We start from the raw sequence: 13,127 nt of genomic DNA, 5'->3' as shown, positions 1-13,127 counted from the left end.
TGTAATGAAACGCATTGTCCTCCTGCTGCTGGCCTTCTGGCTGCCCGCCCAGGGCTTCGCCGGCATCGCGATGCCCTTCTGCGGCACCCACGGAAACGGCGGCCCCCCCGCCGATCATGGCTGGCACACCGTCCATCTGGCCCACCACGGGGTGCCCCACGATTCCCAAGGCCTTGATCACCAAAGCCCCGCCGCGGACCCGCCCGCTTCCCAGGACGGGGATTCCCGGGGTTTGCCCGCCTGCGACGGCTGCAGCCTATGCCAGCAGTGCAGCGCGCCGGCCCTCCCCGCGGCGACCGTCACGGCCCGCCCGGTGATCGCGGACGCCCAGCCGACCCTGGCGGTGCTCGCGCCCCGGCCGGTCTTTCTCGCCTCCTTCCAGCGGCCACCCCTCCTCTGAACCCCATTCCGTCGGGCGGCTGAAACCGCCGCCCCGGGGCGCGACGATTCGCGCCCTCCTCCTGCTCCACGTCCAGCGCGGAGCCGGTTTCAACTGGAAATGGGAGTCAGCTTATGTCGCAAATCCCTCGCGGAGCGTTGGCCCTTGCGGCCGTCGCTCTGGCCGCCGCCCTCGGCTTCCCTCCGGCCGAAGCGGCGCAAGACCGGGCAGGCGGCCCCCGCCTGCCCAACCTGCAAGGAGGCTCCTACGCCCGCGGCGTCGAGCCCGCGGTGGAAGCCCTGCTCGCCGGGCCCCTGACGCTGCACGACGCGATCCGCATCGCCCTGGTGACCAACGCCGAGCTCCTGCGGGAGTACCGGGAACTGGGGATCACGCCTTCCGCCCTGGTGCAATCGGGCCTGCTGGCCTCCCGGGCGGCGCCCTTGCAGGTGCGCAGCGATTTTCTCGGCCTGCCGCTTGCCACGGCGACACAACCCTTGCGCGCCCCGGACGAGCTGCGCGCCCAGGTGGCCCGGACGGCCCTGGCCGTGAGCCGGGAAGTGGCCGGAGCCTACCTGGATCTCGCCCTCGCCGAGGCGCTCGCGCCCCACGCCGAGCAACTGGCCGAGGCCGCCCTGGCCGCTGCGGAGCTCGGGGACGGCCAGCGGAAGGCGGGCAACGCCAGCCTCCTCAAAACGCTTCCTCATCGTGTTCAGCTCGCCGAAGTGACCCTCGAGCGGGACCTCGCCCGGGTCGCCCTCGCCAACGCTCAGCGGGAGCTGGCGCGGCGCTTGAGCCTCGTGCCGGGCAGCCGTCCCTTGAAGACCGCGGGGCTTCCCGCGCTACCCGACACCCTGCCCCAGTGGCAAGGATTGCCGGCTTTCGCCTGGGCGAACCGGCTGGATGCCCGCCGGGCCGAAGAGCGGTTCCGGGCCGACAACCCCACCGGCTATGCCTCTGCGCTGCCCGAGACCCGGGTGCGGTTACCCCTCCTCGCGCCGGATAACCTCTACCGCCTCCCGGCACCGGTACCCAAGGCGGAGCTTGAACTGCTGGAAATCCACCGGAGCGTGGCGGCGGAGGTGGCTGAGCGGGAGGCGCGCCTGCGGCTCGCCTACGCCAGGGCCGACGGCTACCGGGCCACCGTGCTGCCGGTGAAGGCCGCGCTGGTGGACGAGACGCTCAAGCACTACAACGGCATGCTGGTGGGCGTCTACGACCTGATCGAGGCGAAGCGGGAGGAGCTGGAAGCGCGCAAGCAATACCTCGAAGCGGTGCGGGACTTCTGGATCGCCACCCTGGACCTGGAACAGGCGGTGGGCGGCGAGTTGCCGCAGCCCGTCGCTTTCAACTATGCCGAACCGGCCGCGCCCCAGGAAACGCTCAAAACCGGCGCCGCCCACGCCGGCCAACACTGAAATTGGAGTGACACGATGGATCGCAGACGTTTTCTCGCTACGAGCGGCGGCGCCGCGCTGGGCATCGCCCTGCTCAAGCAGGCGGCCGCGGCCGCCAGGACGGCGCCGGAGGCCCGCACCCAGCCGCCGCCCGCCCCCGCCGCCGGGGCGCCGTACCGGCCCGTGGTCACCCTGAACGGGCGCAGCCTCCCCTTTCGCATGAAGGATGGAGTGAAGGAGTTCCACCTCGTCGCCGAGCCGGTGAAGCGGGAGATCGCGCCGGGCATGGTGGCGAACCTGTGGGGCTACAACGGCTCCTCCCCCGGCCCCACCATCGAAGCAGTGGAAGGCGACCGGGTGCGCATCTACGTCACCAACCGGCTGAAGGAGCACACCACCATCCACTGGCACGGCATCTTCCTGCCCAACGGCATGGACGGGGTGGGCGGCCTCAACCAGCCCCAGATCCCGCCGGGCAAGACCTACGTGTACGAGTTCACGCTGAAGCAGAACGGCACCTTCATGTACCACCCCCATGCCGACGAGATGTTGCAGATGGCCATGGGCATGATGGGCATGTTCGTGGTCTACCCGCGCCACCCGGAGGAGCGGCGCGTGGACCGGGACTACTGCTTCATCCTGGCCACGTACAAGTTCGATCCCGGCACCTACACCCCGGATCCCTCCGAGATGCTGGATTTCAACATCTGGACCTTCAACAGCCGCACGTTTCCGGGCATCGATCCCATGGTGGCCCGCACCGGCGAACGGGTGCGGGTGCGCATCGCCAACCTCTCCATGACCAGCCACCCGATCCACATCCACGGGACCCGCTTCTGGGTGACCGGCACCGACGGCGGCTGGATCCCGGAGAGCGCCCGCTGGCCGGAAACCTCCGTGGACGTGCCGGTGGGCGCGATCCGGGTGGTGGAGTTCGTGGCGGAGGCCCCGGGCGACTGGGCGTTCCATTGCCACAAGCCCCACCACACCATGGGTCCCATGGGCCACGGCGTGCCCAACATGCTGGGCGTGGACCAGTCCAGGCCCGCCGAGCGCCTGGCGGATCTCATGCCGGGCAAGCATTACATGCCCATGGGCGAGCACGGCATGGCGGAGATGCAGGACATGGCGGCCATGGCCCACATGATGCCCCTGCCGGAGAACACGCTGCCCATGATGACGGGCGAAGGGCCCTTCGGCCCCATCGAAATGGGCGGCATGTTCACCGTGGTGAAGGTCCGCGACGACCAGAAGCCGGGGGATTACTCGGACCCCGGTTGGTACGAGCACCCCAAAGGCACGGTCGCCTGGGAGCTGGACGAGAAAAGCGCCCGGGAGCTGATGGCCGGTTTCAACCCGCAACAGTGAAAGGAGAGCCCATGAAACGCACGATCGCATCCCTCGTACTGCTCGGCGCCAGCACGGCCGTGACCGCCGCAGGCGTTCATTCCGGCGGCCACGGCGGCGCTTACAGTTTCGGCGAACCGGGCAAGCCCCATGAAGTCACCCGAACGATCGAGATCAAAGCGACGGACGACATGAAGTTCCTGTTCGATCTGCCTGCCATCAAACAGGGCGAGACCATTCGCTTCGTCATCACCAATACGGGCAGGCTTACCCACGAGTTCTCTCTGGGTGACGAGGCGACCCAGCGGGCCCACGCCAAAATGATGGAAAAAATGCCCGGCATGAAGCACGAGGGCGATCCGGCGGCGGTCACCCTCGCCCCTGGCGAAACCAAGGAGATCATCTGGAAGTTCAACAAGCCGATCAACGGCAAGGTGGTCTTCGCCTGCTTCCACGACAACCACCACCGGGCGGGCATGACGGCCAGGGTGGACTTCGAGAAGGCGAAGCAGAACTGACGCCCGGACCGGGCGGAAAAGGTGCAAGAACGCAACACGCGCTCTCGCATCAAGCCCCGGCCAGAAGGGGAACAAAGGCGAAAAGGAGATTTCCATGAAAGCGATCGTCTTCGGCGTCATCCTCGCGGCGCTATACACCGGCGCCGCACCGGAGGCCGCGGCGCAAATGAAAGACCACGGCGGCATGTCCCAGAAGGACCATGGCGGCACGGGCATGCCGATGCAGGGCGCGGAGGCCCACAAGGCCACCGGCCTGGTCAACACGGTCGATGCCGAGCGTGGCATGGTGAACGTAACCCATGGCCCGATCCCCAGTCTCAAGTGGCCCCAGATGACGATGGATTTTGAGGTGGCGGACAAAGCGATGCTGGAAGGGTTGAAACCCGGCATGAAAGTGGAATTCGAGCTGGGAAAGAAAAAGGCCGGCGGCTACGCCATCACGTCGATCCGCCAAGCGAGATAGCGCAGCGGAAGGCACGGCGAGGGATCTATTGAGAGGGCCGAGCGTCCGTCAGGCATTTCGAGGACCCTCGCCAATTGCCGCTCGTCCATCAGAATATTAGAATGAATTGATCTTTCAAAGGAAAGGAGGCGCCGATGTATGGATTCAACCTCACGGTAGACGGCCCCTTCGACGCCGTGGTGGAGCGCGTGGCCGAAGCGCTCAAGAAGGAGGGCTTCGGCGTGCTCACCGACATCGACGTGAAGGCGACGCTCAAGGCCAAGCTCAACATCGACCGCAAGCCCTACCGCATCCTGGGCGCCTGCAATCCGCCGCTCGCCCACCGGGCGCTCGACGCCGATCCCGATATCGGGCTGCTGCTCCCGTGCAATGTTGTCGTGCGCGAAGAAGACGACGGCCGCATCTGGGTCGGCTTCATGGATCCGGAAGCGGTGCTCAAGCTGGTGGACAAGCCCGAAGTGCACACGCTGGGCAAGGAAGTGCGGGCGCGCCTCGAACGGGTGCGGGACGCGCTCAAACGATGAAGGATTCGCCGACGGGTGCGTCTGCCGGGCTCCGATTTGATGTAAATCAACATGCCGGTTGTCGTTATGCGGTATTTTTTCCGTCCATGTCGAGTATCCGACCAGTAAACGCTTTTCGCGCGCCTCTCATCACGTTGTTTTTCTCTTCGTACTCGAAAAGGAGCATTGCCATGAAACGCATCGATGTACGCAGGACACTCGCCGCCGGGACGCTCGCCGGGGTCGCCGCGCTGGGCGCAACCGCGCTGGCTCAAGGACATCAAGAGGGCGGCTACGGCATGGGGCCGGGCATGATGGGACCCGGGATGGGCATGGGTCCGGGCATGATGGGCGGATACGGTCCAGGGCCCCGCGGCGGGTATGGGCCGGGCGGCGGTTACTGCCCCGGTTACGGAATGGGCATGGGTCCCGGCATGATGGGCGGTGGCATGATGGGTGGTTACGGCCCAGGCATGGGGATGGGAATGATGGGCCCCGGGATGATGGGCGGCTATGGGCCCGGCATGGGGATGGGGCCTGGCATGATGGGCTACGGTCCCCTCGGCACATTGAATCTCACCGACGACCAGCGCAAGAAGATCGAGGGGATCCATGAAGAAGTCCGCAGGAAGCAGTGGGATCTGATGGGCAGAATGATGGAAGAGCGGCAGAAGCTGGCCAACCTGCTCTGGGCCGAAAAGCGCGACAACAAGGCCATCCAGGAGCAATACAAGAGGCTCCAGGACCTGCGCCAGCAGCACCTGCAATTGCGCCTCGAAGCCCACGACAAGCTCGAAGGGGTACTCACCAGGGAGCAGAAGGAGCAGCTCAGGCGCTTCGGCCCGTGGTGGGCGCAGGACATCGAGTAGCGCCCTGACCCGAAGGCCGGCGGCCACACCCTCAGTCGGAGCAAAAAAATACCATGAACCGGCCGACCCGAACGTTTCTCATCCACCTTCTCCTGTTGATTCTTTCGCTTCAGGCGTTCGCGGCGGACCAAATGGATGAGATCGATTATCGCCCGAGCGCATCGCTAACGATTGCTTCGATGGTGGAAACGGGCGATCGCGAAGGCGACCAGCCAGCGTCGCCAGCGCCTTCCTGCAAGAATGTCCTATCCCAGCATCAGGTGTGCACCTGGGCTGGCCTTCCGGTAACAGCGCCCGCACGGGGCCCTGTTGCCGCGCCGTTCCGCTTCTCCATCGAAGCCGCCCGGTTTTCCAGCCTCACTCCCGCCCCACCGAAACGCCCGCCGCTAGCCTGACCCCGACCCTCCGGGGCAGGCGCCCGGCCCGCCGCGGATCGCCGCGGCGCGCGCGGCGTTTTCCGCCGTTTCTCTTGCGCCCCCGCTTTGCAAGCGGAGCCGCCTCGCACGGCCCCGGTCCGGCGTGCTATGCCGCCGGCAACGCCGGTAAGGGGAGCGCGTGACCTCGATATCGCTTGGAGCGAATCGCGTGCTAACTCGCTGAGAACATCATGCGAAGTTCCGTTCGTATGCTAGGCGCTTGTGGGAACCACACTCGCCCTTGTTCGCGTATCGGCCGGGCTCAAGATGCCGACATGAAATTGCCGGTTGCGCTCCTCGTCCTCGCCTTTTCCGGCTTGGCCGTCGCTCAAGGAAGCTCCGGAGGAAGCCATTCCTTCGGAGCTCCGGCCCAGCCATCGGAGGCCACCCGGATCGTGCCTGTCAAAGCGACCGACGACATGCGGTTCGTGTTCCCGCGTTCTTTCACAATCCAGCAAGGCGACGTCATCCGCTTCATTGTCGTAAACGCGGGAAGAATCGAGCACGGATTTTCCATCGGCGATGGAGCCTCCCAGCACACCCGCGCCGCGACGATGAAAAAGCGGCCGGACATGGAACACGCCGACGATCCGTCGGCGGTGACCCTCAAGCCGGGCGAGATCAAGGAGATTACCTGGCGTTTCGACAAGCCGGTCGAGGGCGATGTCGTCCTCGCCTGCCACCTGCCGGGCCATTACGAAGCGGGGATGGTGAGTCGCGTTCCTTTCGTCAAGCGATGAGATGGAATTCACCATGATCCACCATGGCTCTCCAGCCGCAAGCCCATCGAAAGACCCGGGTAGCCGCACCTGGCGCGTTCTCATCATCGAAGATCAGCAGGACGTGGCGCAACTGGTCGGCAAACAGCTTGCCGATCAGTTGTCCTGCAAGGTCAAACTGGTCTCGGATGGGGCCGCCGGCCTCGCCTTGGCGGAAACGAGGCAGTTCGACCTCATCATCCTCGACGTGATGCTGCCCGCCATGGACGGCCTGGAGGTCTGCAAACGGCTCCGGGCAAGCGGCAACCGGGTGCCGATACTCATGTTGACCGCCCGCTCATCGGACCTGGACCGGGTCTTGGGGCTGGAGCTGGGAGCGGACGATTATCTCGCCAAGCCCTTCCAGATGGCGGAACTGGTCGCCCGGGTGAAAGCATTGTTCCGGCGCATCGAAGCCTTCTCCAGGCCCGAAGCGGACGGTGCCCCGGAACCCGTGCAGGTCGGGGACCTGGTCATCGATCCGTCCCGCCGCCAGGTATCGGTGGGCGGGACGCCGGTCGAGCTCACGGCCAAGGAGTTCGACCTCCTGCTGTATTTCGCGCGCAACCCCGGGAGGGTGTACACGCGCGCCCAGCTCCTGGACGCCGTCTGGGGATATGGCCACGAGGGATACGAGCATGCAGTCAACTGCATGATAAACCGGCTACGGGCGAAGATCGAGCGCAACCCGGCCTCACCCCGATACCTGATAACCGTACGCGGCGCGGGCTATAAGCTATCCGAACAGGTATGACCCGTCCGCCGCTCGGGCTCCCGACTCTCAAAGCCAAGCTGGTAGCGGTCCTGCTCATCCTGTGCAGCGCGATAAGCGCGCTGTTCCTCGTTGCGGCGCGCCTTTTCCATGATACGTACCATCAGGAGATCACCCAGTTCGTCAACCGGGCGCTGGCCGCCAATTTCCTGACCGAATCCGTCCTGGCGCCGCGAAGTCTCGCCGATCTCGCTCAGTTGCAGGGCGCCCTCGACCACCTGGCGCAGGTCAATCGCGACGTCGAGATCTATGTCCTCGATGAGCGTGGCCGCATCCTCATGTCGTCGCTGCCGCCCGGGCAGATCGCCTTGACCCACGTCTCCCTCGCGCCGATCCGGCAGATGCTTTCGGCCGAGCCCGCGTTCCCGATTCTTGGGGACAATCCCAGGGATCCCGGGCGAAAGAGCGTGTTCTCCGTCGCGCCTTTTGCCCTGCCCTCGGGAGAAACGGCGTTTCTTTACGTGATCCTCGGCGGAGCCGATCGGGACGACGCCACGCGGGCGCTGCGGCGCAGTTACGCCGCCAAGGAATACGTTCTGGTCAGCCTCAGCGGCGTGGTGGTCGCGTTTACTGCGGCCTTTATAAGCATCGGCCTGATCACCCGCCCGCTCCGGCGCCTGATCTCGGCCATGGACGATTTCCGCAACTCGCAGTTCACGAAAACACCGGTGCTGCCGGAAGTCACCAAAGACCCTCCTGGAGATGAGCTCCAGCGCCTGAGCTACACTTTCGCGCAGATGGCGCAGCGCATCGTCGACCAGATGCAGGCGTTGCGCCAGACCGACGCGGCGAGGCGCGAATGGGTCACCCACCTGGCCCACGACTTGAAGACGCCCCTCACTTCGCTGCACGCCCACCTGGAGACCCTCCTCGACGAGACGAAGCTCACCCCTTCCGAGAGACGTCTCTACGTAGAGACCGCGATCCGGCAGACGCAAGGTCTCGCGAAAATGGTCAAGCGTTTACTGGACCTGGCCAAGCTCGAGTCCAACGAGATAATTCCCAACCTGGAACCCTTTCAGCTTTCCGATCTCGTACAAGACGTCATCCAGAAATTCTCCTTGACCTCCAGCGCCCAAGGGTGTTCCCTCGTCATGGAGGCGCCGGATGACGTCCCGCTGGTCATGGCCGACATCGGGCTCATCGAGCGCGTGCTGGAAAACCTGATCGACAACGCCCTGCAGCACACGGGCGCGGGCGGGCGCATCCGGGTATGCCTGATCCCGCGCGGCGCCCGGGTGATCGTGGAAGTCGACGATACCGGCACCGGGATCAGCGCGGAGCAATTGCCCCACATCTTCGACCGGTTCTACCGCGCCGAGAAGGAGCGTCCCGGCGCTTCCGAACACGCCGGGCTCGGGCTCGCCATCGTCAAACGCATCCTCGAGCTCCACGGCGTCGCCATAACCGTGGAAAGCAGCCCGGGGCTGGGCAGCACGTTCCGCTTCGCCCTTCCTGTCGTCGCACCGAACGCCGGCCATTCCAGCAAGACGCCCGCCCTCAGTTCCGGCGACACCGCTCTGCGCAGTCGGCCGCAACGTCATCCGACGTAAGCGCCCCCGGCCCGCCTCCGCGCAGCGACCAGAAAAAATGAGCTTGCTGCGATTATGCGGAGACCTTTCTGGTCGATAGTTAACGTAGGCGCGCAATGCGCGCCTGTTTCCCAGGCTTTCCGATCACGTGTCAACGCAAGGAGAAAAATCATGTCGACCAAACGGTCTCGAAACGCGGCTTCGTTCGCGTATGCCGCGGCGCTCTTGGGCGCCACCCTGGCTACCGCTCCGGTTCTCGCGGCCGACCGCCATCAAGGACGCACCGCCGAGCCGGTTCCGCAGGAACGCTGCATCACGTGGCTCGAACGGGAGATGCAGATCACCGACGGCTATGACGGGTACGCCATGTCCCAAATCCCCCTGTGCCCCGCGGAATCCGGCAAGGGCGCGGCCAAACGGGGTGTCGAGGGACGGGAGGGTTTCCCCCCGGCTGCCTCGCGCGAACAGGAACGCTGCATCACCCGATTCGAGCGGGATATTCAGATCACCGATGGCGTCGACGGCTACGCCCTGTCCAGATTGCCGCTGTGCTGAACGGGCGGCTCCCCATGCCGGGCCGGAGGGTGCGCAGCGCGCTCATCACGGGGCGGTTCTTTGACGCGCCCCGTTGGCCAGGAACGCGAGTGCCGGGGGTGGTAAGACCGTTTATCGCGTTTCCTGGGAGTGAGAAGTTTTTGAGATGTTTTCGCGATATTCCTAAGACCTAAAGCAACGATCATCGCGCGGGTGTTGCTTCGAAAGCCGTGTCGCCGGGGAGGAAGGTCCGATGCGCCCGGCCCGAGGCAACGCGGCCATTAACCCACTCAGAGGAGAAACGAATGATGACCAGCTCGATGAAAAAGAAAGTCCTGGTGTTGGCGGTGGCGGGCGCTTTCGCTGCTCCCGCAGCCGTGCTGGCCCAGGGAAAGGCGGAAGCGGAAAGCACCCCTCACGACGCCCTGCACAAGGGACGCGAGTCGGGCAGCGTCACGATCTACGGCACGTTGAACGTCGATTACGAACTCGTCAAGCGGGAGGGCGCGACCGCGGCCGGGGTGCCGCTCAATAGCCTGGTTCCCGCCGGAACCGGGGTCAACAGCGCCCGCCGGGACCGGGTCTCGTCCAACTCTTCCAATATCGGCTTCCGGGGTACCGAAGACCTGGGCGGCGGGCTGAAAGCCGTCTGGCAAATCGAGTCGGCCATCGCCATGGACGGCGGTACGAGCACATTGGCCGGCCGGGATACCTATGCCGGCTTGACCGGCAACTGGGGTACCCTCCTCTTCGCCGGCAACCACGACAGCCCCTACAAGCGCGCGGTGCAGGGCAAAGATCCCTTCTACGCGACCGGCGTCGCCACCCAGAAGGGCATCCTGGGCAGCCCGGGCTTCAACGTCGCCAGCGTGAACGCGGTGTCCGGAATCACCGTGGGCGGCAATGCCGGTGGGACGATTCAGCAGAACGCCGGATTCGACGCCCGGCTGAACAACATGGTGTTTTACCGGAGCCCGGTGTTCAACGGATTCTCCGGAGAAATCGCCTATGGGGCCCGCGAACAGAAAACCCCGACGCTGAAACCCTCGGTCGTATCTTTGCAGGTCCGCTACGAGCAGGGGCCCTATTTCCTCACCTATGCCTACGAGCGCCGGGACGACGTGTTCGGCCTGAACTCCATCGTCGCCGGGACCGTGCCCACCGCCGGGTCCTCCGAGGACACGGCGAACAAGGTCGGCGCGGGATACAGGTGGGACGGCAGATGGGGCAGCACCGAGTTCCTGGCGGTGTGGGAGAACCTGGACTACGAGACCAGCGTTCCCGCCAGCGGCGTGACCGCGTTCGACCGGGACGCATGGGTGGTGTCGGCGACCCATCGTTTCGCCAACCACCGAGTGAGCGTGTCCTACAGCGATGCCGACGAGGGCTCCTGCACGCTGGCAACCGGAGGGCCCTGCTCCACCAGCGGCCTGGGCGCCAAGCAGTACGCGCTGGGTTACGCCTACAGCTTCTCCAAGCGCACCGACGGCTACCTGCACTGGACCAAGATCAAGAACGACGCCGCTGCTTCCTATAACTTCGGCGTGACCGGCGCGCCTGCCGCCGGTCCCGGCGCCGATCCCCAGGCCATCGCCCTGGGCTTGCGTCACCGGTTCTAAGAGCGGCTGGGTGGCCGCCCATTTTCGTGCTGTCGCGGGCGCGAATGCCGGCTAAGCCCGGCGCGATGGGCAGCCGCCAACTCGGCGATGCGGCCGCGTTCTCCTCTGACGGCCGCATCGCCTTCATTTATCAACCTCGCGCGCTCCCCCACCTTCGATGGAATCTCCCGCTTTTTATCTGGAACAGGAGACAGGCAAATGAAAGCCGCCCTACTGATGGTTTTCGCCGCGGCGCTCGCCTTCGGCGTCAGCGACTGGTCCCATGCCCAAGGCCGCCACGATGAGGGCGTGAGCCCCCATGCGCAGAAGGAGAAAAAAGCGCAAGACGCGGGAAAGAAAGCGCCGAAGCGCTCCGGCGGCCGTCACGACGAGGGGGTAGACCCCCATACGCCCCGCGCAACCCAGGAGGCCGGCAAAGCAAGAGCCCCGGACGCCGAGGGAAAGACCCAGAAATGAGGCCGATCGCCGTACTTCTCACACCGGGAGACTCGCATGCGCAGTAGGTCACGATTGATCCATTTCGGGCTATTGAGCACCCTGGCGGCAATCGGCGCCGGGTCAGGGGCCGCCGTGGCGGCTGACGATACCCAAGCGCTGAAGGCCGAAATCGAAGCCCTCCGGAAGGAGGTCCAGGAACTTCGCGCCCTGGTCAAAAAGGCGCCGCCGACCGAGGAGGTTGCCGCGCTCCGTCAAGAGGTGGCGAAGGCCCGGTCGGAATGGAAGGACGTCGGCTCGACCAAGCACTTCGCCGGATACGCCGACGTGGGCTACACCGACGCGAAGAACGGCAGCGGCCTCTTCGATCTGGCGCGGTTCAACCCCGCGTTCCATTACCAGTACCAGGACCTGGTGCTGCTCGACGCGGAGCTGGAGATCGCGGTGGACGAGGACGGCGGCACCGAGACGGGACTGGAGTTCGCCACGATCAGCCTGCTGGCCCACGACTATGCGGCGGTGTACGCCGGCAAGTTCAACAGCGGCATCGGCCAGTTCCGCCAGAACCTGCACCCGGGGTGGATCAACCGGCTGCCTTCGACGCCGGTGGGCTTCGGCCACGATCAGGCCGCTCCGACGTCCGAGGTGGGCGCCGGCGTGCGCGGAGGTCTTCCGCTGGGACCGATGCGGGCAACCTACGACCTGTGGGTAGGCAACGGGCCGCGGCTCGAGCTGAACGCGGCCGGCGACGAGATCGAAATGATCGAGGCGGAAGGCGCCACCAGCGATCCGGACGGGAAAAAGGTCTTCGGCGGGCGGATCGCGCTGCTGCCCCTTCCCAAGCTGGAGCTGGGCCTCTCTGCTGCCCGCGGCAAGGTCGCCGTGGTCACAGACGGGACCGCCGAGGCCGCCCGGGACTACGACGTCTTGGGCGCCGACGCCGCCTATCAATGGAAGAACCTGGACCTGCGTGGCGAATACGTGCAGCAGAAAGTCGGCGGCCTGGCGGGGAGCGTCGCCCCTGCGGGCGGAAAATGGAAAGCCTGGTATCTCCAGGCGGCGTACCGGCTGGCCCCCACGAAATGGGAAGGCGTCGTGCGCTACGGCGACTACAACACGCCGCACGCCGACCAAGACCAAAAACAATGGGCCTTGGGCGTCAACTACTGGTTCGCGCCCAACCTGGTCGGCAAGATCGCCTACGAGTGGAACAAGGGCTTGACCGGGACTCCCAACGATGACAACCGGTGGCTGCTCCAGGCGGCCTACGGCTTCTGAGGACAATGCGCCATGAGTAACCGAAATCTGTCACGTACGGCAGCCCTGGCGATGGCGGCATCGCTGCTCGCCATCACCCTGGCGACGGGAATCGCCCGCGCGGAAGAACAGAAAACCGATCCCGCGGCCTTCGCCCGGGGCGCGAAAGCATGGGCCGACAACTGCGCCCGTTGCCACAATCTGCGCGACCCGAAAGAGCTGCGCGACGACCAGTGGAAACCGGTAGTCACGCATATGCGCATTCGCGCCGGGCTGACCGGCCAGGAGGCGCGGGACATTCTACTGTTCTTGCAGGGGAGCAATTGAG

15 protein-coding genes are annotated in these 13,127 nt (G+C 65.6%); all 15 read left to right on the top strand.

Annotated elements, in window-relative coordinates; translation table 11 throughout:
- Positions 1 to 4: 4 nt before the first annotated feature.
- The 15 genes from ACTFO6_RS01745 (at position 5) to ACTFO6_RS01675 (ending at position 13,126) form a co-directional block, all read left to right on the top strand.
- Positions 5 to 400 (top strand): hypothetical protein, encoded by a 396-nt coding sequence (locus tag ACTFO6_RS01745; protein ID WP_439932710.1) that lies wholly within the window; start codon positions 5 to 7, stop codon positions 398 to 400.
- Between the two features lie 113 nt (positions 401 to 513).
- Complete coding sequence (locus tag ACTFO6_RS01740) at positions 514 to 1,797, top strand: hypothetical protein (protein WP_439932709.1); 1,284 nt, start codon at positions 514 to 516, stop codon at positions 1,795 to 1,797.
- Between the two features lie 15 nt (positions 1,798 to 1,812).
- On the top strand, positions 1,813 to 3,144 hold the full coding sequence (locus ACTFO6_RS01735) for a multicopper oxidase family protein (protein WP_439932708.1): 1,332 nt from the start codon (positions 1,813 to 1,815) through the stop codon (positions 3,142 to 3,144).
- Positions 3,145 to 3,155: 11 nt separating this feature from the next.
- Positions 3,156 to 3,641, top strand: a complete 486-nt coding sequence (locus ACTFO6_RS01730) for a cupredoxin domain-containing protein (protein ID WP_439932707.1) — start codon at positions 3,156 to 3,158, stop codon at positions 3,639 to 3,641.
- A gap of 94 nt (positions 3,642 to 3,735) precedes the next feature.
- Complete coding sequence (locus tag ACTFO6_RS01725; RefSeq protein ID WP_439932706.1) at positions 3,736 to 4,104, top strand: copper-binding protein; 369 nt, start codon at positions 3,736 to 3,738, stop codon at positions 4,102 to 4,104.
- A gap of 134 nt (positions 4,105 to 4,238) precedes the next feature.
- Positions 4,239 to 4,628, top strand: coding sequence for a DUF302 domain-containing protein (locus ACTFO6_RS01720; protein WP_439932705.1), 390 nt, complete (start codon positions 4,239 to 4,241; stop codon positions 4,626 to 4,628).
- 170 nt (positions 4,629 to 4,798) lie between these two features.
- Positions 4,799 to 5,476, top strand: a complete 678-nt coding sequence (locus ACTFO6_RS01715) for a Spy/CpxP family protein refolding chaperone (RefSeq protein ID WP_439932704.1) — start codon at positions 4,799 to 4,801, stop codon at positions 5,474 to 5,476.
- Positions 5,477 to 6,173: 697 nt separating this feature from the next.
- Entirely contained in the window at positions 6,174 to 6,632 is a 459-nt protein-coding gene (locus ACTFO6_RS01710; protein ID WP_439932703.1) for a cupredoxin domain-containing protein, read from the top strand.
- Between the two features lie 13 nt (positions 6,633 to 6,645).
- Entirely contained in the window at positions 6,646 to 7,404 is a 759-nt protein-coding gene (locus ACTFO6_RS01705; protein ID WP_439932702.1) for a response regulator transcription factor, read from the top strand.
- Positions 7,401 to 8,975, top strand: coding sequence for a sensor histidine kinase (locus ACTFO6_RS01700; RefSeq protein WP_439932701.1), 1,575 nt, complete (start codon positions 7,401 to 7,403; stop codon positions 8,973 to 8,975). Before ACTFO6_RS01705 ends, ACTFO6_RS01700 begins: the two co-directional genes overlap by 4 nt.
- 150 nt (positions 8,976 to 9,125) lie before the next feature.
- Positions 9,126 to 9,509 carry a hypothetical protein gene (locus ACTFO6_RS01695; RefSeq protein ID WP_439932700.1) on the top strand — a complete coding sequence of 128 codons (384 nt, stop codon included), beginning with the start codon at positions 9,126 to 9,128 and terminating at the stop codon, positions 9,507 to 9,509.
- Positions 9,510 to 9,793: 284 nt separating this feature from the next.
- Complete coding sequence (locus ACTFO6_RS01690) at positions 9,794 to 11,107, top strand: porin (protein ID WP_439932699.1); 1,314 nt, start codon at positions 9,794 to 9,796, stop codon at positions 11,105 to 11,107.
- Positions 11,108 to 11,305: 198 nt separating this feature from the next.
- Positions 11,306 to 11,563: a hypothetical protein gene (locus ACTFO6_RS01685; RefSeq protein WP_439932698.1), complete on the top strand. Its 258-nt coding sequence runs from the start codon at positions 11,306 to 11,308 to the stop codon at positions 11,561 to 11,563.
- Between the two features lie 114 nt (positions 11,564 to 11,677).
- The gene (locus ACTFO6_RS01680) at positions 11,678 to 12,820 is read left to right on the top strand and encodes a hypothetical protein (RefSeq protein ID WP_439932697.1); all 1,143 of its coding nucleotides are present in this window, start codon (positions 11,678 to 11,680) and stop codon (positions 12,818 to 12,820) included.
- Positions 12,821 to 12,832: 12 nt separating this feature from the next.
- Complete coding sequence (locus ACTFO6_RS01675) at positions 12,833 to 13,126, top strand: c-type cytochrome (protein WP_439932696.1); 294 nt, start codon at positions 12,833 to 12,835, stop codon at positions 13,124 to 13,126.
- The last annotated feature ends 1 nt before the right edge of the window (position 13,127 follow it).

Source organism: Pelomicrobium sp. G1 (assembly GCF_051905455.1).
In the GTDB taxonomy this organism is placed as follows: Bacteria; Pseudomonadota; Gammaproteobacteria; order Burkholderiales; family UBA6910; genus Pelomicrobium.
This window is presented reverse-complemented; position numbering and strand designations above follow the sequence as displayed.

Excerpts from the sequence above, each read along its gene's own strand:
- ACTFO6_RS01745 (WP_439932710.1), top strand. The coding sequence starts at position 5 with ATGAAACGCATTGTCCTCCTGCTGCTGGCCTTCTGGCTGCCCGCCCAG.
- ACTFO6_RS01740 (WP_439932709.1), top strand. The coding sequence starts at position 514 with ATGTCGCAAATCCCTCGCGGAGCGTTGGCCCTTGCGGCCGTCGCTCTG.
- ACTFO6_RS01735 (WP_439932708.1), top strand. The coding sequence starts at position 1,813 with ATGGATCGCAGACGTTTTCTCGCTACGAGCGGCGGCGCCGCGCTGGGC.
- ACTFO6_RS01730 (WP_439932707.1), top strand. The coding sequence starts at position 3,156 with ATGAAACGCACGATCGCATCCCTCGTACTGCTCGGCGCCAGCACGGCC.
- ACTFO6_RS01725 (WP_439932706.1), top strand. The coding sequence starts at position 3,736 with ATGAAAGCGATCGTCTTCGGCGTCATCCTCGCGGCGCTATACACCGGC.
- ACTFO6_RS01720 (WP_439932705.1), top strand. The coding sequence starts at position 4,239 with ATGTATGGATTCAACCTCACGGTAGACGGCCCCTTCGACGCCGTGGTG.
- ACTFO6_RS01715 (WP_439932704.1), top strand. The coding sequence starts at position 4,799 with ATGAAACGCATCGATGTACGCAGGACACTCGCCGCCGGGACGCTCGCC.
- ACTFO6_RS01705 (WP_439932702.1), top strand. The coding sequence starts at position 6,646 with ATGATCCACCATGGCTCTCCAGCCGCAAGCCCATCGAAAGACCCGGGT.
- ACTFO6_RS01700 (WP_439932701.1), top strand. The coding sequence starts at position 7,401 with ATGACCCGTCCGCCGCTCGGGCTCCCGACTCTCAAAGCCAAGCTGGTA.
- ACTFO6_RS01695 (WP_439932700.1), top strand. The coding sequence starts at position 9,126 with ATGTCGACCAAACGGTCTCGAAACGCGGCTTCGTTCGCGTATGCCGCG.
- ACTFO6_RS01690 (WP_439932699.1), top strand. The coding sequence starts at position 9,794 with ATGATGACCAGCTCGATGAAAAAGAAAGTCCTGGTGTTGGCGGTGGCG.
- ACTFO6_RS01685 (WP_439932698.1), top strand. The coding sequence starts at position 11,306 with ATGAAAGCCGCCCTACTGATGGTTTTCGCCGCGGCGCTCGCCTTCGGC.
- ACTFO6_RS01675 (WP_439932696.1), top strand. The coding sequence starts at position 12,833 with ATGAGTAACCGAAATCTGTCACGTACGGCAGCCCTGGCGATGGCGGCA.